Origin of the sequence: Aeromonas sp. R5-3 (assembly GCF_040908225.1) — a bacterium.
GTDB lineage: Bacteria > Pseudomonadota > Gammaproteobacteria > Enterobacterales > Aeromonadaceae > Aeromonas > Aeromonas dhakensis.
Window position 1 is genome coordinate 210,939 of record NZ_JBFODH010000023.1, and the last position, 18,333, is coordinate 229,271.

An 18,333-nucleotide genomic window follows, 5' to 3' on the forward strand; every position below is an offset into this window, starting at 1 on the left:
GGCTCAATCGAGTTTGATAAACCACTTGTCCCGTTCGTCGATACAGTCCGGTTCACCCATCTCGAACTCACGGCAGATAAGGGGGCGCACCTCATGGATGCGGCACATCATCGCGGTGAGTGCGATCGAGGGGCGGCTCAATCGAGCTTGATAAACCACTTGTCCCGCTCGTCGATACAGTCCGGCTCACCCATTTCAAACTCACGGCAGATCAGAGGGCGCACCTCGTAGATGCGGCACATCATGGTGTTGCGATCGAGCGCCGCGCACCAGCCATCTTCCAGCCGGTGCATTACCGGCACCTCGCCTTCCCGCTCTTCCACGTAGCGATCCGGCACGCCGGTATCGGTAAACAGCATCACCTCGAGGCGGCAGCAGCAGGCCTCGCAGTTCTGGCAGCTCACTTCTGGGGTCGTCATGGCACCTGCCTTGTTCTCATGGGCACGGATAAATATGAAACAGGCGCCGCTGGGGCGCCTGTGGTCTGAACCTTAGCCCAGTTTGCGGGCACGGTAGCTGCGCCCCTTGATCTTGCCTTCCTGCAGTCGCTTGAGCGCCGCTTTGGCTACGCCCTGCTTGACTGCCACGTAGGAGTACTGCTCGGCGATCTGGATCTTGCCAACATCGGCCCCGGCAATGCCGCCTTCGCCGGTCAGGGCGCCCAGGATGTCACCGGCGCGCACCTTGCTCTTGCGGCCCGCATCGATGGAGAGGGTCACCATCTGCGGGGCTATGGGTTTGATGGCGCGGCCGATGGCATCGAGATCCCCCAGCGGCAGCGGGGCCTGCTGGTACTCCTCGATGATGTTGACGCGCTGGGCCTCGTTCGGCTGATAGAGGCTCAGGGCCAGGCCCTGCTGGCCGGCGCGGCCGGTCCGACCGATGCGGTGCACGTGCACCTCGGGGTCGTAGGTGAGCTCGTAGTTGATGACGGCGCCCAGCTCCTTGATATCCAGCCCGCGGGCCGCCACGTCGGTGGCCACCAGTATGGTGGCGCTGCCGTTGGCGAAGCGCACCAGCACCTGATCCCGCTCGCGCTGCTCCAGATCGCCGTTCAGCGCCAGGGCCGAGAAGCCCTTGGCGGCCAGGTGATCGGCCACGTCGTTGCAGGCTCGCTTGGTGTTGCAGAACACCACGCAGGAGCCCGGCTGATAGTGACTGAGCAGCCAGCCGAGGGCCTCGAGGCGCTGACCGGCCGGCACTTCATACAGCTTCTGCTCGATGGCGCTCTCCTCGTGCAGGGACTCCACGCTCACCTCCACCGGGTTGCGCTGCACGCCACGGCTCATCTGGGCGATCCCCTCCGGATAGGTGGCGGAGAAGAGCAGGGTCTGGCGATCCCGCGGGGCGTGGCTGATGACCCGGTTGATGTCTTCGCCAAAGCCCATGTCCAGCATGCGATCCGCTTCGTCCAGCACCAGCGTCTTGAGGCTGTCGAGCGCCAGGGTGCCCTGCTCCAGGTGCTTGAGGATCCGGCCCGGGGTGCCGACGGCGATGTGGGCACCGAAGCTCAGGGTGGCCGATTGCGGTGCGGTCGGGGTGCCGCCGCACAGGGTCACCAGCTTGACGTTGGGCAGGGTACGGGCGAGACGACGGATCTCGGTGGCAACCTGATCCGCCAGCTCGCGAGTCGGGCAGAGCACCAGCGCCTGTACCTCGAGCCGGTTGACGTCGAGGCGGGAGAGCAGACCGAGGCCGAAGGCCGCAGTCTTGCCGCTGCCGGTTTTTGCCTTGGCGATCAAGTCTTTGCCGTCGAGTACCAGGGGCAGGCTCTGGGCCTGGATCGGGGTCATCTGCAGATAACCCAGGCTGGCGAGGTTCTCGAGCAGGGCGGGGGAGAGGTTCAGGCTGCTAAATTCGTTGTTCACAAAAGGACTCTATATGGGAGAAAACGGGCTGCGCCGGGCGCAAGGGCGCGCATTGTACCAGAATCCGCCGTTGGATGTGCTGCAAATTTGAGCGACTGCTTCTGTTCGTGACTGTCAGCCCGGTGGCAAGGGGCCGGCTCACCGACTGCCCCCTGGCAATCCGGAGCAGCGGTTCGCGGTCGCGGAAATATGTATTTGGCACCGTCTACATTCATCGCAAATAAGATAAACGTTTTTCACTCCACCTTGATTAAATAAATTTGTCGTAAATTTGTTCTGACCACTTCTGCGCGGCCTTGCGAGTATTAAGTGAATGTAATTAAGCTGTGAAAATAGGAGTTTACAAATACATGATTTATTTTTAAGTGATTGTTTGTATTGTGTTTTGTTATTTATTGAACAATGGTTGGATGCTTGTGTGAGCGTTTAATTAATTTAAAAACGTTTGTATTATCCAACATGCATATTTTTACCGCAGATTGTGATGGCTATCTGAATTTTTAAATATGCAAATGTCTATGATGGCGCCGGTCAAAAATTACAATTCACTCAGGTGCTACAGGTATGGAATACGTTCACTTTGTGCTCGGACTCGTCATGGTCCTCGCTCTGGCGTTGCTGGCAAACCGCCGCAACTGGAAACTGATCAAGCCGCGCTATATCGGCCAACTGCTGGTGGTCGAACTGGCGCTGGCCTGGTTCATGCTGAACTCCGAAGTGGGTCTGGCAGTAGTGGGTGGCTTTGCCGCCGGCTTCACCAAGCTGATGGAGTTTGCCAAGCAGGGGACCGACTTCGTGTTCGGCGGCCTGGTCAATGAAGGGGCCTTCTCCTTCTTCCTGATGGTGCTGATGCCCATCGTCTTCATTTCTGTGCTGATCGGCATCCTGCAGTACATCCGTCTGCTGCCGCTGGTGATCCGCGGCATCGGTACCGTGCTGGCCAAGATCAACGGCATGGGCAAGCTGGAATCCTTCAACGCCATCAGCTCCATGATCGTCGGCCAGTCCGAGAACTTCATAGCGCTCAAGAACATACTGCCGCACCTGAACGAGAAGCAGATGTACACCCTGGCCGCCACCGCCATGTCCACCGTCTCCATGTCCATCGTCGGTGCCTACATGCAGCTGATCGAGCCGCGCTACGTGGTCGCCGCCCTGGTGCTCAACATGTTCAGCACCTTCGTTGTGCTGTCGCTCATCAACCCCTATGAGCCGGACAATACCGTGACCGACGCCAAGGCGCTGTCCGAGGGTGACGAGCACCACACCCCGAAGAAAGAGAACTTCTTCGAGATGCTGGGCGAGTACATCATGGCCGGTTTCACCGTGGCGGTGATCGTGGGTGCCATGCTGGTGGGCTTCATCGCCCTGATCGCCCTCATCAACTACCTGTTCGAGATGGCGTTCGGCGTCAACTTCCAGCACGTCATGGGCTACATCTTCTACCCCATCGCCTGGATCCTGGGCATCCCGGGCAGTGAAGCGCTGCAGGCCGGTTCCATCATGGCGACCAAGCTGGTGACCAACGAATTCGTGGCCATGATGGATCTGGGCAAGATCGCGGCCCAGCTCTCTCCGCGCACCGTCGGCATCCTCTCCATCTTCATGGTGTCGTTCGCCAACTTTAGCTCCATCGGCATCATCGCCGGTGCGGTGAAGGCGCTGAACGAAGAGAAGGGCAACATGGTCTCCCGTTTCGGTCTGAAGCTGGTCTATGGCTCCACCCTGGTGAGCCTGCTCTCCGCCGTGATCGCCGGTGTGATGCTGTAAGTCATCCACCCGCCCTCACCACGACAAACCCCTGCCTCGGCAGGGGTTTGTTTTTTGGCGGCCGACTGCCTAGCCGGGCCAGTGGGCCCAGTAACCGGCGGCCAGCAGGGTGAGGGTGCAAAAGCTGGTCTCGAGGGCGCCGCCGCTTCTGAGTGGCCAGCCCGGCAGCCGGTAGCGGCGTTTGCTGGGCCAGAAGAGCGGGATGCCGGCCGGGGTGAGCCAGTCCCCCAGCAGGTGGCTGAGGTAGCCGATGATGAGGGCATCCTTGACCCCGACCGGCAGGGTGTCGGGCGGCAACTGCTGGTTGAGCCCCCAGATGGCGACCGCCACCGCCAGCAGGCTGTGGGTGAAGCCGCGATGACCGAACAGGCGAGAGAGGGGTTTCGAGATCCAGGGCAGCCGCTGCCCCAATACCGACTTGGGGTGGTCGAGGTCCGGCAGCAGGGCGCTGGCCAGGGCGGCGGGTACGGTCTGCCACAGGCTGGCGTCGGCCAGGGCCGGCGTCAGCTGGAGTTTGTGGGCGATCAGGGTGCAGGTAACGGAGAAGAGCAGGTGCCCTTGGGCGGTCATGATGGCTACGACATGGGAAAATGGCGGCGCATCTTACCAGTGTCGCGGGCCATTGCAGCAAAAAACCGGGGCCCGGCGGGCGACCCGGTCATTAACTGCGCGGATCTTCCACCTTGGTGTCGGCGGGCACCCGTTTTTTACCCAGCACCATGGCGCGCACCAGGTCGCTGCGGGTGAGGCGATCGGTCAGGATCACCACGGCCGCATGGACACCGACGGCGGCCATCAGGGTGTTGGCGAGGATGCCGTGCAGCTCCTCCAGCCAGTCCTCGCCCCAGAAGGCATCCCAGGTGGTGAGCCAGCCGGTGACCACGGTGCCGACCAGCGACAGCAGCAGCAGCCAGATCATCAGGGCGCCGACCGGGTTGTGGCCGAGGTAGTAGGGGTGACGGCCCTGGGCCAGCTGGCGCAGGTAGTAGCGCACCCGGGCCGGGGTCGGCCACCACTGGCCGAAGCGGGCGTAATGAGGGCCGATCAGTCCCCACAGCAGGCGGATGATGAGCAGGATGCCCACCGCGTAGCCGGCGTACTTGTGGAGCTTGCTCCCCTCTTCCAGGATGAAGAAGTTGAGCAGGCAGAGGGTGACGGTAGCCCAGTGAAACACCCGGATGAGGGGATCCCAGACTTTCACTTCAGACGAGGTTGTCATGGTGTGGCTCCATAGAAAGGGCCGGCAGGAGACCGGCCCATGGCCGGATTATTCGTCGTTCTCTTCTTTCACTTTCTTCAGATCGGTCGGGTCGAAGTAGATCTCGACCTTGCGCTTCTCCTTGTCCCAACCGTAAATCTCGTAGCAGTTGGTCTCGGTGACCTTGAACTTCTTGATGTCATAGCCCATCGCCTTGATCTGCTGCTGGGCGTCGGCTTCGCTCATCCACTTGCTCTTGTCGGCCTGGGTGCATTGGGGATCGGCCAGGGCTGCGCCGCTCAACAGAGGGATCAGTAACAACAGGGGGGTCAGTTTCATTGCTTGCTCCTTGCGGGTGGTTGGGTCAACAGCCACAAGGCTAGTTCACCAGCCTTAAGAAAGAATTAAGCGCAGAAGGGGATGAACGGGTCTCCCCGGCAGGGCACCGGGGAGCGGGCTCAGCTCAGCTTGCCCCTGACCAGCCACTTGTCCAGCGCGTTGGCGAAGCGCTGCTTGTCGGCCGCGTTGAGGGGGGCCGGGCCACCGGTCTGGACCCCGGCCGAGCGCAGCTCTTCCATGAAGTTGCGCATGCCGAGCCGCGCCTTGATGGTCTCGCGGGTGTAGATCTCGCCGCGGGGGTTGAGCGCCTCGCCGCCGGCATCGATCACCAGGGCGGCGAGGGGGATGTCACCGGTGATCACCAGATCGCCGGGTTTGACCTGCTGGGCGATGACATGATCTGCCACATCGAAGCCCTTCTCCACCTGCTGGGTCTTGATGAAGGGGGAGGGGGGCACACGCAGCCCCTGATTGGCCACTAGCGTGGTCACCACCTGGGCGCGGTGGGCGGCACGGTAGAGGATCTCCTTGACCGGAATGGGGCAGGCATCGGCATCGACCCAGATGGGCATGGCATGGTTTCCTGTGTCTGAAACGAGTGGCGCATCTTAGCACGGCCGGGGGCGGCCGGCTGCCCCGGGGCTGAGTCGGGTCCGGCTTTGGTGTAAGCTGGGCCGATGAACATGAGCGAGAAGGACGAGCAGATGGATCGGGTGCCCAGTGACGTGATTTATGGCCTGACCCTGGATGGCAGGGGGGGCATGCAGCCGCTGGCGGCGGGCAGCGAGATACCGGCAGCGCAGCCGGGCTGGCTGCATCTGGACTATGGCAACCCGGAGGCGGCGCGCTGGCTGTTGCAGACGCCACTGCTGGGTGACGCGGCACGCGAATCCCTGCTCGGCCAGAGCAATCGCCCCAAGCTGGTGCGGATGGGCGAGACGGTGCTGCTGATCCTGCGCGGCATCAACCACAACAAGGATCACAGGCCCGAAGAGATGGTGGCGCTGCGGATCTTCATCACGCCGGACCTCATCATCAGCAGTCGGCGGCGGCCGCTGTTGTCGGAAAAAGATGTCTTCGAGCAGCTGAAGCTGGGGGGCGGTGCGGACACCCCGGCCGACTGGCTGGTGGAGATCTGCGACGCCCTGACCGATCGGGCCGGAGAGTTCGTCGAGGAGCTGCACGACCAGATCCTGGATCTGGAAGAGCAGGTGCTGATGCGCGACCTGCCTGCCAACGGCCGGCTGGCGCTGATCCGCAAGCAGCTCATCATGATCCGCCGCTACCTCTCCCCCCAGCGGGATCTGGTGGCGCGCCTTGCCAACGAGAAGATCAGCTGGCTGGACGAGGACGACCGGCGCCGCCTGCTCGACATCGCCGACCGGCTGCGGCGCTGGCTGGACGATCTGGATGCCGGGGTGGCGCGCACCGCCGTGCTGGCGGACGAGATCAACAACCTGATGGCGGAGGCGACCAACCGCCGCGCCTATCAGATGTCGGTGATGGCGCTGCTGTTTCTGCCGGCCAGCTTCCTGACCGGCCTGTTCGGCATCAACCTGGGGGGCATTCCCGGGGCCGAGAGCCCGACCGCCTTCTGGATCTTCTGCGGATCCCTGGTGGCGCTGGCGACCGGGCTGGCGGTCTGGCTCAAACACAGACGCTGGTGGTAAGGAGCCGACATGACCACATGGGAATCTTTTGGCGTGACCCTGCTGCTGTTGCTGGGCCACACCCTCATTCGCGGCCTCATTCACAAGAGCCTGATGGCCCTCGGCCAGAGCCGGCAGGTGAGCGAGAACCGGGTGCTCTACGTGGAGCACGTGTTCCACTTCCTGCTCGGCTGCGCCACCCTGCTGATCCTGGCCGGGGTGTGGGGGCTCGACTTCTCGCGGCTGGTGGTGCTGGCTTCCTCCTTCTTCGCTGTGCTGGGGGTGGCCATGGTGGCGCAGTGGTCGATCCTCTCCAACATCACCGCCAGCATCACCATCTTCTTCGCCTTCCCCTACCGGATTGGCGATCGGATCCGGATCCTCGACAAAGATGACTCGGTCACCGGGGTCATCACCGAGATCGGCCTCTTCTATGTGCGGGTACGCGATGACAACGGCGATCTGGTCACCTATCCGGCCAACCTGATCCTGCAAAAGCCGGTCAGACGGCTGGAGGGCAAGGGGGCTGAACCCCTGCAACCAGAATGAGAAAAGGCTCCCGCGGGAGCCTTTTTTGCGCCTGCCAGCTTCTCAGCGTTCGAAGAAGCGGTAGAGGTGCTCGATCTGGATCGGGCAGTCCGCCACCAGATGCACGTGCTGGCGGGCCTCTTCGACCGAGCCGAAGCTGAGGGGGCAACCCAGGGTGTCGGTCATCTCGTACAGTTTGCCGTCCTGTCCCCTGAACTCCACGATCCAGCCGGGCAGGATGGCATCCTGCAGGATCTCGGCTTCCTTGAAGGCTTGTTGCTGGTAGAGCAGACGAAGTTCATTGACTGTCATGACATCCTCCCGTGACGCTTGATGCCACTTCAAGTCTAGTGGTTGCGGCCGCCATCAGGCGGCTCATTTGGCCGTCTTGAGATGCTCCCAGGCCCAGCGCAGGCGGATGAAGGTGTTGGCGTCGCCCCCCCGATCCGGATGGTGTTGCAGTGCCAGCTCCCGCCAGCGGCGGCGAATGGCGTCAGGCCCCGCCCCGGCCGGCAGGGCGAACAGGGTCAGCGCCTCTGCCCTGTGTTCATCCCGCTCACAGGCCCGCCAGAAGCTGCCGAGCAGGGCCTCTACCTCCTCCCTGTCGGTCTGCCAGAACACCCGCCAGTCGAGGTAGTAGCTGCGCAGCGCCTCACCCCGGGCGAGGGCGCTTGCCGCGTTGCGAGGAGCGAGCGGTTCGAGCCGGATATCCAGGGTGCTGATCAGCAGCCACCACCCTTCATCGTGGAGCTCGGCCTGCAGCTGATAGAGGGCGTTCATGATGAGGAAGTTGAGCCGAAACAGCTGTTGCTGCTCGTCCCCCGGCAGAGGCGGGATAAGCTCCCGGCGGCGCAGCTCGGCCAGCAGCTCGTGCACCTTGTAGCTGCCGCTGGCCTGCCTGAGCAGTGCCAGCAGCGGGGCGAGCAGCGGGTTGGCGGTCGATTCGGCAGAGTTCACTGGCCGGCCCCCTCTTTGGGGGGCTGCAGGGCGATCAGCAGCTCCCCGGCCAGCGGCTCGACGGGGCCGGTGACGATGCGGGTCCGGCCCTTGCCATCCAGCACGAACAGCGGGATGGCGCCCGGGTTGGCCTCCTGGTACTGGGCCCAGTCGAACGCCTCACTCAGGCGGGTTGCCTTGATCTGGCCACCCCGACTCAGCAGGCCGCTCAGCCTGGCGTAGTTGATGTCGGGGCCGAACAGGTTCTGACGGGCGCGGAAGGTGGCGCTCTCCCGGTTGGCCTTGCCGTGCTGTTCGCTGGAGCGCAACGAGTAGACCTTCTCCTCGCCGTAGAGGTGGGCGAAGTGCAGCACGCCGAGGGCGTTGTTGTGGCGGTTGGGGGAGAGCGCCAGCACGGTACTGATGCTGGTGAGCGGCAGGTGCAGCTCGGCGTGCTCGGATTGCGGGTTGCCGAAGTAGCAGGGCAGGTTGCTCATCCGTGCCTGACGGCAGAACTCCCAGGCCGGATCGCAGAGCTGAACCGGCACCCCCTGATCTGCCAGCGCTCGGCCGATGGCCCGCGCCACCGAGTTGGCTCCGATGATGAGCCAGGTGTTGGGGGCGCTCTGGCGCATCTTGAGCAGCCCGGCCAGCGGCGCCGAAGTGAGGCTCTGCAGCACCACGGTGGAGATGATCACCGCAAACACCAAGGGGACCAGCTTGTCCGCATCGGCAATGCCGGCCTCATGCAGGCTGATGGCGAAGGAGGCGCTGACCGCCGCCGCCACTATGCCGCGCGGCGCGATCCAGCCGAGCAGGGCGCGGGCCCGCCAGGAGAGATCGGATCCCCAGGTGGAGACCAGGATGCAGAGCGGGCGTGCCACGAACTGCACCACGCACAGCAGCGCCAGCACCATGGGGCCGAGCTGCCAGAGCTGGGCCAGATCGAGGCGGGCCGCCAGCAGGATGAAGAGGGAGGAGATGAGGATGACGGCGAGATCCTCCTTGAAGGCCAGCACCTCCTCCAGATCCAGCCCCTCCTGATTGGCGAGCCAGATGCCGAACACGGTCACCGCCAGCAGGCCGGATTCGTGGCTGAGCCAGTTGGAGAGGCTGAAGGTGACCAGCACCAGCGCCAGCACCCCGAACTTGTGCAGGCTGACCGGCAGCCAGTCCTTGCGGATCAGCAGGGTGGTGAGCCAGCCGGCACCGACCCCGATGAGCGAGCCCACCCCCACCGTCTTGGCCAGCGCCAGCAGGGTGTGACCGACCAGATCCCCCTGACTGCCGAGGCGTACCGCCTCGAATACCAGCACCGCAAACAGGGCGCCGATGGGATCGATGACGATCCCCTCCCAGCGCAGGATGCGGTCCACCTCCCGGGTCGGGCGGATCACGTTGAGCATGGGGGCGACCACGGTGGGGCCGGTCACCACCAGCACGGCGCCGAGTACCATGGCGACCCGCCAGTCCAGCCCCAGCAGGAAGTAACCGGCGCTGCCGATGACGGCGAAGCTCACCAGCATGCCGGTGGAGCAGAGGTTGCGCACCACCTTGCCGATCCCCTTGAGCTCGGCAAGGTGCAGGGTGAGCGCCCCCTCGAACAGGATGATGGCGACCGACAGGGAGACCAGCGGGAACAGCAGGTCGCCGAGCAGGGCATCGGGGTCGAGCAGGCCGCCGACCGGTCCCAGCAACAGGCCGGTGAGCAGCAGAAACAGGATGGCGGGTACCCGCAGCGACCAGGCGAGCCACTGGGCCAGCACTGAGACTAGGGCGATCCCGGCCAGGGAGAGAGCGATCATGCAGACCTCGGTTGGGGCAATGGACCTGGAGGAAGTGTAGTGGGGAAGATGGTCAGATTGACACCAGCCGGCGGCGGGAGCAAGGGGGGAAGCGGGTCGCGCGACAGCGGGCGTCACGGTTGCTGGGAAGGCGAGGCAGGGGGCCGCAGGTTGCGGCCATCAGCCGGATTAGATGGGGCTCTCTTTGTGGAGTTCGGTGACGCAGTCGGCCACCGCCAGCACCAGCGCCGAGCGCATCACCTGATCGAGCCGGTTCAGCTGCATCTGGTAGAAGGGCCAGTCCTCCTCGTTGGCGGGGGCCTCCTGCGGCATCATGCCGCCCTGGTTGACGCCGTGCAGGCGTGCCAGCAGATCGCGGATCGGCTTGTCGCTGAAGCGGTAATCCTTGGGGTCGCGCACCAGAAAATCGCGGATCTTCAGGTAAGCCTCGAGATCCTGATAGCGCTCGAGGGAGATGAGGCCGAGGGCGAAGATGAGCTTGAGGCGTACCTCCAGCTGGCCGAGGGGGCCGCTCTGGTTGAGCAAAGGTTCGATGGCGTATTTGACGGCATACTCCTCCTGACGGAACGCGCGTCGCATCAGGGAGTCGACCGCCTCTTCCAGGATGGTCACGACTTCGAGAAAGAAGCCGCGGGGGCCATCCTGCTCGTTCAGTCGTTCCAGTACTTCATCTTCCTGGTGTGTGGTCATAAGTGCATTGGGTCCAGCTGACTGGGAGAGAGTGGGCCTCTCTCCCGGTTTTTATCGTATGAGGCGCTTTGGTGGCCGGCCTGAGCGGGCCGGCACGGTGGCGCCTCATCAGGTCACTTCAAATTGCCATAACGGGTGACGATGGCGCTGACGATGTCGCTGTCGGCGGTCAGGCCGGTGATGCGCGCCAGGGCCTGGGCCGGGCCCAGCTCCGCCAGCAGCTGTTGCAGCTCCACCGCCTGCGGGTCATCGGCATTGCGATAGTGCAGCGCAGCGGCGATCCCCTCCTGCAGGTGATCGCTGGGCAGGCCGTACTCCAGGGTGCCGAGCAACGGCTTCACCAGCCGATCCCCCGCCGCCAGCTTGCGCAGCGGCTGACGGCCGACCCGGTCAATCTCGTCCACCAGATAGGGGTTGGCGAAGCGGGCCAGGATCTTCTCGATGTAGGCGGCGTGCAGGCGCGGGTCGAAACCGTAGCGTTGCACCAGCACGGCGCCGCTCTCCTCCATGGCGCGGCGTACCTTGCTGCGGATCAGCGGATCCTCGATCGCCTCGCGAATGGTGCGATAGCCCCTCAGCTTGCCGAGGTAGGCAGTGACGATGTGGCCGGTGTTGAGGGTGAACAGCTTGCGCTCGACGAAGGCCATCAGGTTGTCGGTGGGCTCCATGCCCGCCACCTGGGGCAGCTCGCCCTTGAACTGGGTCTGGTCGACGATCCACTCGCTGAAGCTCTCCACCGTCACTTCCAGCGGATCATCGTTGGCCGCAGCCGGCGGGACGATGCGGTCCACCGCCGAGTCGACGAAGCCGATGCAGGCGTCGAGGGTGGCATGATACGCGACCGGCAGGTACTTGAGTACCTCCTGCTTGAGGTGGCTGGTGCCGCGCACCATGTTCTCGCAGGCGATGACGTTGAGCGGCGTCAGGTTGCCGGCATCGAAGCGGGCCTGCAGCCCCTGGGCCAGGGTGCTGGCAATCTTGTCCAGAATGTTGGGGCCGACCGCGGTGGTGACCAGATCGGCGGTGATGATGCGGGCGATCACCTCGTGGCCGGCGGAGCTCACCGCCGCCACGTTGCGCACCACGTCCAGCTTCTGATCCGCTCCCACCACGTGCACCTTGTACTCTTGGCGGTGGTTGAGCTGGTCGATCAGGGTCTCGTTGACGTCGGCGAAGGTGACCTGGTGGCTGGCGTCAGCCAGCAGTTTTCCGATGAAGCCGCGACCGATATTACCGGCACCAAAATGCAATGTTTTCATGATATTAACCTCTTGAACCAAAGACGATGAAGGACGATCAGGCCGCCTGTTCGGCACCCAGCAGATCCAGGAACTCCTGGGGATCCTGGGTGCTGGCCAGCCGGTCGATGAGACCGGGTTCGTCCAGTGCATTGGTCAGGCGGGTTATCACCTGCATGTGTTCGTCGTTGCGGGCGGCGATGCCGATCACCAGCCGCGCCACTTCATCGGCCGCCTCGCCGAAGGCGACCCCGGCCGGGTATTGGCAGATGACGATGCCGGTGCGCTTCACAAACTCCTTGGCGGCGATGGTGCCATGGGGCACGGCGATGGATTCACCAAGGTAGGTGGAGACCAGCTGTTCGCGCTCCAGCATGGCGTTGACGTAGTCGGGCGCCACGTAGCCCCGCTCCGCCAGCAGCTTGCCGGCAGCCCGGATGGCGGCCTCCTTGTTGTCGGCCTTGAGCCCCAGGTGCACGTCATGCCGGCTCAGGGTGAACACTTCGGCCTGCGGCTCGTAGCTGTCGTCGTTGGCGGCCACCAGCAGCTGCGGGTTGGCTACGTCATCGTTGGCGGCCTGAGTCAGGCTCTGTACCAGCTCCTGATAGAGACCGTTGTCGAGGAAGTTGGTGAGCGAGATGTGGTGGGCGTGCGGCGCGTGGCGACGGGCCCGCTCGGTCAGATCCTTGTGGGTGATGACCCAGTCCACCTGATCGTCGAGCTGATCGATGGCACGGTTGGTGACGCTGATGTCGAGGCCGGCGGCCTGCACCCGCTTGCGCAGCAGGCCGGCGCCCATGGCGCTGGATCCCATGCCCGCATCGCAGGCGACGACGATGTTGCGTACCGCCATCAGTTCACCGCCCGGCTTCTTGGCTGCTGCGGTCTCGGGCTTGGCACCCTTCATGGCTTTCATCTTGCGGGTGGCTTCACCGAGGGCATCGGCCTCGTCGGCTTCCGGCTGCTGGGCGCGCACGAACACGGCGGCGACCAGGAAGGAGACCAGGGTGGCGCTGATGATGGAGAGAGCAACCCCTATGAGGGAGGCTTTCGGTGTCATCAACAGCACGGCGAAGATGGAACCCGGTGAGGCGGGGGAGACCAGACCTGCGTTGAACAGGGTCAGGGTGAACACCCCGGTCATGCCGCCGGCAATCACCGCCAGGATGAGGCGCGGGTTCATCAGCACGTACGGGAAGTAGATCTCGTGGATGCCGCCGAAGAAGTGGATGATGGAGGCACCGGCAGCGGACTGCTTGGCGGCGCCGCGACCGAACACCATGTATGCCAGCAGCACACCCATGCCCGGGCCCGGGTTCGCTTCGATCAGGAAGAAGATGGAGCGGCCGTGCTCGGTGGCCTGCTGGATCCCCAGCGGCGAGAAGATGCCGTGGTTGATGGCGTTGTTGAGGAACAGGATCTTGGCCGGCTCGACGAAGATGGAGGTGAGCGGCAGCAGGTTGTTGTCCACCAGGAAGCCGACGCCACCGGCCAGCACGCCGGAGAGCACCTTGACGAAGGGGCCGATCACGAAGAAGGCGAGGATCGCCAGCAACATGCCGATGAGGCCGGCGGAGAAGTTGTTGACCAGCATCTCGAAGCCGCTCTTGACGCGACCTTCCATCGCCTTGTCGAAACGCTTGATGGCCCAGCCACCGAGCGGGCCGACCATCATGGCGCCCATGAACATGGGAATGTCGGTCCCCACGATGACGCCCATGGTGGTGATGGCACCGACCACGCCGCCGCGCTCACCGCCCATCAGCTTGCCGCCGGTATAGCCAATCAGCAGCGGCAGCAGGTAGGTGATCATGGGGCCGACCAGCTTGGCCAGCGTTTCGCTCGGCAGCCAGCCGGTGGGGATGAAGAGGGCGGTAATAAAGCCCCAGGCGATGAAGGCGCCTATGTTGGGCATGACCATATTGGACAGGAAGCGTCCAAAATTCTGTATCTTGACTTTGGTATCCGGTGATAACATGTCGGGACCCCGTTTTAAGCCTGTTTGATTAAAAGTGGTAGTCGGGCTGGCCGGTTTTGCCGAACCGCCATCCCTGTCGTCTAAGCAACTTCAATCTACCAGCTTGTGATCAAATTAGGCTGAAAACGGGGTGTCTTGTGACGCAGCTCTCAAATACCTCGACCTCCCCCCTCCCTTCATAGTGATGTGGATCACATCAACTCTCTGTATTTCGGCTACATTTCGATCTTTGCTGCCGCCAGCATCGTTTTTATGTGATGCAAGTCACTCTTTGTTGTTTGCGCAAACCTGATATCAATGTGATCTATTTCTCATTTTCATTATTTGTATTCAAATGGGGCGATCCGTCCGACCTGAAAACTGAGGGTGTTGACGATGAATTGCTTGAATCCACATTCAAATAACCAATGAGTCAATTATTTTGTAACCTACTTTCAGTTTTTCATGATGCTCTTCAGCCGCAGAGCCGGCGCATCAGCCACTCCAGCGGGCCTCGCTCGAAGCGCTGACTCCAGAGATTGGCAAACAGCAGGGCCGCCAGGGCGAAGAGGCCGGCGGCCAGCACCACCTCGGGCAGATCCTGCCCTTGCAGCCAGCCGATGGCCTCCAACATCCCCATGCCGAACATGATGTGAGCCAGATAGAGGGTCAGGGTCTGCCGGCCGACCGGCAGCCACATTCGCCACCAGCGAGCCTCGGGCAGGGCGCGTCCCAGCCAGAGGCAGATGGCGATCAGGGTGCTGGCCGCGCCCATGCCGAACAGCAGGTAGAGCGGCGCCGGGGGAATGGGCTGGGTTGCCAGCAGCGGCGCCAGCTCTGGGTTCGGCAAGAGGGTCGGCAACCAGAGCGACAGCCCCTTGGCCAGCACCATGGCACTCACCCCGCCGGCCAGCAGCCAGCGCTGGGTGAGCGGATTGGCCAGAGACTGGCGGCTCAGCCAGAGGCCGTAGAGCAGAAAGCCCAGCCAGGGCACCACAGGGTGCCAGCCGTTGAACAGCAGATTGCGGATGAAGCCGGCCAGGGTCCAGAACTCGGGATAGCTGAAGCTGTGCCACTGCCAGCCCCGATCGTAATCGAGCAGGAACAGCAGGCTGACGAAGCTTGCCGCCAGCAGCGGGATCAGGGCCAGCAGCCAGGGGGAGGGAAGCCGGAGACAGCAGGCCCCCAGCAGAAAGTAGACGGCGTAGTAGTGGATGATGTCGGCCGGAAACACCAGGTAGTTGAGCAGCCCTACGATCAGCAGGAACAGGGCCCGCTTAGCGGTGTGGGTCATGGCTGCCGACCACGCCAGCTTGCGGGTCGACAGTCCGAGCCCGATGCCGGCCAGCACCACGAAGCTGGCGGCGGAGCGCCCCTCCAGCGCATCCAGCAGGGGCTTGAGCCAGGTTGGCCCGCCCGCCAACACCCCCATGGCGATGCGAAAATTCACCAGCACCATGCCGAGCAGGGCCATGGCGCGGGCCAGATCCAGTCCTTCCAGTCGATGGTGCGGGGTCGTCATGGTGGTGACTCCTTGGGGTGATCAGCGGGCCGGGCCCAGCAACTGGTCCAGCAGGGACGGCAACCTTTGCTCCACCGGTGCCTGCTCTGGATGCAGGGCCAGGGCGTGGCGCACCGCCTGCCCCTCCAGTGCGTCCAGCAGCAGCTGGGCCGTGAGATCCGGCTGCAGGTGGGCGGCCAGCTCCCCCGCCTGCTGACCACGGCGCACCGTCGCCGCCAGGGCATCACACAGCTGGCGCTGGTTGCTGGCGAAGGTGGCCGCCATCTCGGGGTGGCGGGCCAGCTCGGCCAGGATCTCGGTGCCGAGCAGCAGGTTCTCCGGGGTCAGCGACCAGGCGAGGTAGCCGGCGGCGAAGCGGGCCAGCGCCGCCCGGGCCGGCCCCTGAACCAGCTCATCCAGCAAGGGTTGCAGCTCGGCCGCCTCCAGCGAGGCGATCAGGGCGATCAGCTCCTCCTTGCGGGCGAAGTGGTTGTAGAGGTTGCCGAGGCTCACCCCGGCGGCGGCGGCGATGTCGCGCATGCCGGTCTGGTGGAAGCCCCGCTCGATAAAGCAGCCGAGCGCCGCCTGGATGATCTGCTCGCGCCGCTGCTCCAGCCGCAGGTTGTTGGTGGTCATAGGGATGCCTCTTGCCTGAAAACTCTTTATGAGCGAACGTTCGTTCATTTATGGATTCACTCTATGCCCGTGGCGAGCCACTGGCAAGCTCGGGGCGTACAAAAAGTGATCTGCTGACCAGGCGGGCGGCATGACCCAATAAAAAAGCCCGCAGGGTGCGGGCTTTTGCAAGGAGGGAAGGCCTGGCTTATTCGGCCTTGGGAGCTTCCGCAGCCGGTGCGGCCTCGGCTTCGCTCACTGGGGCGACCGGCGCCGGGCCCGGCACCAGCTCCACCGCCGGCTTGGCGATGAGGGAGCGGGTCTCTTCCACCGCCTCGGTCAGCTTCACCTCGATGATCTGGCCGAGCTCGTAGACCACCTCGGTCTTGTCCAGATAGACGCGGCCGTTGTCCCAGTTGCACTCCAGCCGCTCCTTGTTGTCCAGGATATGGCGGGCGGGCATGAACACCACGGCACCGTTCTCCTGCAGGCGCAGCTTGAGGCCGGCACGCATCACGTCGATGATCTCGGCGTTGAACACCTTGTCGGTACCCGCATCGGCCTTGAGGTAGCGGACATAGAGCCAGTCGCCGATGTCGCGCTCCACCATGCGGTGCAGGCGACGGCAGGCGGTCAGGTGCTCGGTCAGCTCCAGGCTCGGGCGCTCACCCGGGGTCTTGCCGGCGATGACGGCCTTGAGCAGGCGATGGTTTACCATGTCGCCGTACTTGCGGATTGGTGAGGTCCAGGTGGCATAGGCATCCAGCCCCAGGCCGTAGTGGGCGCCCGGCTCGGCGGACATCAGGGCATAGCTCTGGAAGCGGCGGATCTTGCCGTCCAGCCAGCGGGTGTCCAGGCTGTCGATCCAGCGGCGCAGGGCGCAGAAGCCGGACAGGCTGGCGATCTCTTCCTTCTCGAACGGGGCCTCGGCGCTTTTGAGCAGGTCGATGGCACCGTCGAGGGACTCCTCGTCAAAGCCGGTGTGGACGTTGAAGATGCCGTAGCCGACGCTCTTGCCCAGCACGCGGCCGGCGCAGATGTTGGCGGCGATCATCGACTCTTCCACCATGCGGTTGGCGATGCGGCGCGGCTCGACGTGGATGGCCAGCACAGCGCCGTTCTCGCCCAGCTCGAAGTCGTAGTCGGGGCGGTCCGGGAACACCAGGGCGTGCTCGGTGCGCCACTTGATGCGCGCCTCGGTCATCGCCTTCATCAACGGCAGCTGGGCCAGCACGCCTGCGTCGATATCCAGCGCTTTGCCGTGTTCGGCCCAGTCGGAGACGTCGTCATAGTTGAGGCGGGCGTGGGAGCAGATGCGGGCGGCGAAGAACTCGGTTTCCTCCAGCAGCAGGCCATCTTCGGCGATCAGCAGACGGGCGCACAGGGTGTTGCGCTCCTCGCCCTCTTTCAGGGAGCAGAGCTCGTCGGAGAGGGTGCGCGGGATCATCGGCACGTTGCGGCCCGGCATGTAGACGGTGAAGGCGCGCTGGGCGGCCTCCTTGTCCAGCTCGCTCCCTTCGGCCACATAGGCAGTCGGGTCGGCGATGGCGACCAGCAGCTCCCAGCCGTTGTCCAGCTTGCGGATGGCCAGGGCGTCATCCATGTCCTTGGTCTTGGCGCCGTCGATGGTGAAGAAGGGGGTTGCGGTCAGATCGGTGCGGGGCAGCTCTTCCTCTTCGATCACCTTCCACTCCGGCAGATCCGCCGGCTCGACCTGGGCCAGGTTGTGGCGCGCCAGCACCACCCACCAGGGCACGTTGTGATCTTCCTGGGCGGCGATCTTCTGGGTGATCTCGGCGGAGAAGTTGCCGTCCACCAGGGCGTGGCGCTTGAGGGTGGCAACCACCCAGTCCCCTTCCTTGAACTCTTTCTCGTCCAGACCCTTCTTGACGCGGGCCTTGATGGCATCCTTGATCAGCGGATGATCGGCCACCACGTTGAGGCGGTCGCGGAACATCTTGACCCGGGCCACGAAGCGGGTGACGGACTGCTCCAGCAGCTCATCCGGCTCGGCCACTTCCTTCTCTTTCTCGGTACGGATCAGGGCGGTCACCCGGTCACCGTGCATCACCTTTTTCATGTAGGGAGGCGGCACGAAATAGCTGGTCTTCTCATCGACCTCCAAGAAGCCGAAGCCCCGATCGGAGGCGCGGATCACACCCTCTTTCTTGGGGATGTTTTCGCGGATTTGTTGCTTGAGCTGGGCCAGCAGCGGATTGTCTTGGAACATAAATGGGGA

The 18,333-nt window shown here is 63.8% G+C and carries 18 protein-coding genes; 3 read left to right on the top strand and 15 right to left on the bottom strand.

Annotation, left to right across the window (positions count from 1 at the left end):
• Positions 1-137: 137 nt before the first annotated feature.
• Positions 138-419, bottom strand: coding sequence for a YkgJ family cysteine cluster protein (locus tag AB5Y95_RS15625; RefSeq protein WP_017765205.1), 282 nt, complete (start codon positions 417-419; stop codon positions 138-140).
• A 72-nt stretch (positions 420-491) separates the two neighbouring features.
• Entirely contained in the window at positions 492-1,868 is a 1,377-nt protein-coding gene (gene dbpA / locus AB5Y95_RS15630; protein WP_005308401.1) for an ATP-dependent RNA helicase DbpA, read from the bottom strand.
• Between the two features lie 564 nt (positions 1,869-2,432).
• On the opposite strand from dbpA, the gene AB5Y95_RS15635 reads away from it, so the two are divergent.
• Positions 2,433-3,638 (top strand): NupC/NupG family nucleoside CNT transporter, encoded by a 1,206-nt coding sequence (locus AB5Y95_RS15635; RefSeq protein ID WP_005308404.1) that lies wholly within the window; start codon positions 2,433-2,435, stop codon positions 3,636-3,638.
• 69 nt (positions 3,639-3,707) lie between these two features.
• Here AB5Y95_RS15635 and AB5Y95_RS15640 read toward each other — a convergent pair whose 3' ends face one another.
• The 4 genes from AB5Y95_RS15640 to AB5Y95_RS15655 form a co-directional block, all read right to left on the bottom strand.
• Positions 3,708-4,208 (bottom strand): metal-dependent hydrolase, encoded by a 501-nt coding sequence (locus AB5Y95_RS15640; RefSeq protein ID WP_017783607.1) that lies wholly within the window; start codon positions 4,206-4,208, stop codon positions 3,708-3,710.
• 91 nt (positions 4,209-4,299) lie between these two features.
• Complete coding sequence (locus AB5Y95_RS15645; protein WP_336289503.1) at positions 4,300-4,857, bottom strand: cytochrome b/b6 domain-containing protein; 558 nt, start codon at positions 4,855-4,857, stop codon at positions 4,300-4,302.
• Positions 4,858-4,905: 48 nt separating this feature from the next.
• On the bottom strand, positions 4,906-5,175 hold the full coding sequence (locus tag AB5Y95_RS15650) for a PepSY domain-containing protein (RefSeq protein WP_336289504.1): 270 nt from the start codon (positions 5,173-5,175) through the stop codon (positions 4,906-4,908).
• A gap of 119 nt (positions 5,176-5,294) precedes the next feature.
• Positions 5,295-5,747 carry a YaiI/YqxD family protein gene (locus AB5Y95_RS15655; RefSeq protein WP_005308419.1) on the bottom strand — a complete coding sequence of 151 codons (453 nt, stop codon included), beginning with the start codon at positions 5,745-5,747 and terminating at the stop codon, positions 5,295-5,297.
• Between the two features lie 105 nt (positions 5,748-5,852).
• Between AB5Y95_RS15655 and zntB the strand changes: the two genes are divergently transcribed.
• Both zntB and AB5Y95_RS15665 read left to right on the top strand, forming a co-directional pair.
• A complete protein-coding gene (gene zntB, locus AB5Y95_RS15660; RefSeq protein WP_065018365.1) occupies positions 5,853-6,845 on the top strand; it encodes a zinc transporter ZntB in 993 nt (330 codons plus the stop codon).
• Positions 6,846-6,854: 9 nt separating this feature from the next.
• Positions 6,855-7,373 (top strand): mechanosensitive ion channel domain-containing protein, encoded by a 519-nt coding sequence (locus AB5Y95_RS15665; protein ID WP_017780379.1) that lies wholly within the window; start codon positions 6,855-6,857, stop codon positions 7,371-7,373.
• Positions 7,374-7,415: 42 nt separating this feature from the next.
• Here AB5Y95_RS15665 and AB5Y95_RS15670 read toward each other — a convergent pair whose 3' ends face one another.
• The 9 genes from AB5Y95_RS15670 to AB5Y95_RS15710 all read right to left on the bottom strand — a co-directional run bounded on the left by AB5Y95_RS15670 (position 7,416) and on the right by AB5Y95_RS15710 (position 18,324).
• Positions 7,416-7,664: a hypothetical protein gene (locus AB5Y95_RS15670; protein WP_005308429.1), complete on the bottom strand. Its 249-nt coding sequence runs from the start codon at positions 7,662-7,664 to the stop codon at positions 7,416-7,418.
• Positions 7,665-7,727: 63 nt separating this feature from the next.
• Positions 7,728-8,309 carry a DNA-J related domain-containing protein gene (locus AB5Y95_RS15675; RefSeq protein ID WP_368161554.1) on the bottom strand — a complete coding sequence of 194 codons (582 nt, stop codon included), beginning with the start codon at positions 8,307-8,309 and terminating at the stop codon, positions 7,728-7,730.
• Complete coding sequence (locus AB5Y95_RS15680) at positions 8,306-10,093, bottom strand: sodium:proton antiporter (RefSeq protein WP_010635247.1); 1,788 nt, start codon at positions 10,091-10,093, stop codon at positions 8,306-8,308. The genes AB5Y95_RS15675 and AB5Y95_RS15680 overlap by 4 nt, the downstream gene beginning before the upstream one ends.
• Before the next feature lie 168 nt (positions 10,094-10,261).
• Entirely contained in the window at positions 10,262-10,783 is a 522-nt protein-coding gene (locus AB5Y95_RS15685) for an MltR family transcriptional regulator (protein WP_368161555.1), read from the bottom strand.
• Positions 10,784-10,896: 113 nt separating this feature from the next.
• Complete coding sequence (locus tag AB5Y95_RS15690; protein WP_054544001.1) at positions 10,897-12,042, bottom strand: mannitol-1-phosphate 5-dehydrogenase; 1,146 nt, start codon at positions 12,040-12,042, stop codon at positions 10,897-10,899.
• Between the two features lie 37 nt (positions 12,043-12,079).
• Positions 12,080-13,999 (bottom strand): PTS mannitol transporter subunit IICBA, encoded by a 1,920-nt coding sequence (locus AB5Y95_RS15695; protein WP_368161556.1) that lies wholly within the window; start codon positions 13,997-13,999, stop codon positions 12,080-12,082.
• A gap of 454 nt (positions 14,000-14,453) precedes the next feature.
• The gene (locus AB5Y95_RS15700; RefSeq protein ID WP_368161557.1) at positions 14,454-15,500 is read right to left on the bottom strand and encodes a DUF418 domain-containing protein; all 1,047 of its coding nucleotides are present in this window, start codon (positions 15,498-15,500) and stop codon (positions 14,454-14,456) included.
• A 21-nt stretch (positions 15,501-15,521) separates the two neighbouring features.
• A complete protein-coding gene (locus tag AB5Y95_RS15705) occupies positions 15,522-16,115 on the bottom strand; it encodes a TetR/AcrR family transcriptional regulator (protein ID WP_368161558.1) in 594 nt (197 codons plus the stop codon).
• Positions 16,116-16,302: 187 nt separating this feature from the next.
• Entirely contained in the window at positions 16,303-18,324 is a 2,022-nt protein-coding gene (locus AB5Y95_RS15710; RefSeq protein ID WP_042008632.1) for an exoribonuclease II, read from the bottom strand.
• Between the last annotated feature and the right edge of the window lie 9 nt (positions 18,325-18,333).

Excerpts from the sequence above, each read along its gene's own strand:
- AB5Y95_RS15645 (WP_336289503.1), bottom strand. The coding sequence starts at position 4,857 with ATGACAACCTCGTCTGAAGTGAAAGTCTGGGATCCCCTCATCCGGGTG.
- AB5Y95_RS15670 (WP_005308429.1), bottom strand. The coding sequence starts at position 7,664 with ATGACAGTCAATGAACTTCGTCTGCTCTACCAGCAACAAGCCTTCAAG.
- AB5Y95_RS15640 (WP_017783607.1), bottom strand. The coding sequence starts at position 4,208 with ATGACCGCCCAAGGGCACCTGCTCTTCTCCGTTACCTGCACCCTGATC.
- AB5Y95_RS15705 (WP_368161558.1), bottom strand. The coding sequence starts at position 16,115 with ATGACCACCAACAACCTGCGGCTGGAGCAGCGGCGCGAGCAGATCATC.
- AB5Y95_RS15680 (WP_010635247.1), bottom strand. The coding sequence starts at position 10,093 with ATGATCGCTCTCTCCCTGGCCGGGATCGCCCTAGTCTCAGTGCTGGCC.
- AB5Y95_RS15685 (WP_368161555.1), bottom strand. The coding sequence starts at position 10,783 with ATGACCACACACCAGGAAGATGAAGTACTGGAACGACTGAACGAGCAG.
- zntB (WP_065018365.1), top strand. The coding sequence starts at position 5,853 with ATGAACATGAGCGAGAAGGACGAGCAGATGGATCGGGTGCCCAGTGAC.
- AB5Y95_RS15700 (WP_368161557.1), bottom strand. The coding sequence starts at position 15,500 with ATGACGACCCCGCACCATCGACTGGAAGGACTGGATCTGGCCCGCGCC.
- AB5Y95_RS15655 (WP_005308419.1), bottom strand. The coding sequence starts at position 5,747 with ATGCCCATCTGGGTCGATGCCGATGCCTGCCCCATTCCGGTCAAGGAG.
- AB5Y95_RS15635 (WP_005308404.1), top strand. The coding sequence starts at position 2,433 with ATGGAATACGTTCACTTTGTGCTCGGACTCGTCATGGTCCTCGCTCTG.
- AB5Y95_RS15650 (WP_336289504.1), bottom strand. The coding sequence starts at position 5,175 with ATGAAACTGACCCCCCTGTTGTTACTGATCCCTCTGTTGAGCGGCGCA.
- AB5Y95_RS15690 (WP_054544001.1), bottom strand. The coding sequence starts at position 12,042 with ATGAAAACATTGCATTTTGGTGCCGGTAATATCGGTCGCGGCTTCATC.
- AB5Y95_RS15665 (WP_017780379.1), top strand. The coding sequence starts at position 6,855 with ATGACCACATGGGAATCTTTTGGCGTGACCCTGCTGCTGTTGCTGGGC.
- AB5Y95_RS15695 (WP_368161556.1), bottom strand. The coding sequence starts at position 13,999 with ATGTTATCACCGGATACCAAAGTCAAGATACAGAATTTTGGACGCTTC.
- AB5Y95_RS15625 (WP_017765205.1), bottom strand. The coding sequence starts at position 419 with ATGACGACCCCAGAAGTGAGCTGCCAGAACTGCGAGGCCTGCTGCTGC.
- AB5Y95_RS15710 (WP_042008632.1), bottom strand. The coding sequence starts at position 18,324 with ATGTTCCAAGACAATCCGCTGCTGGCCCAGCTCAAGCAACAAATCCGC.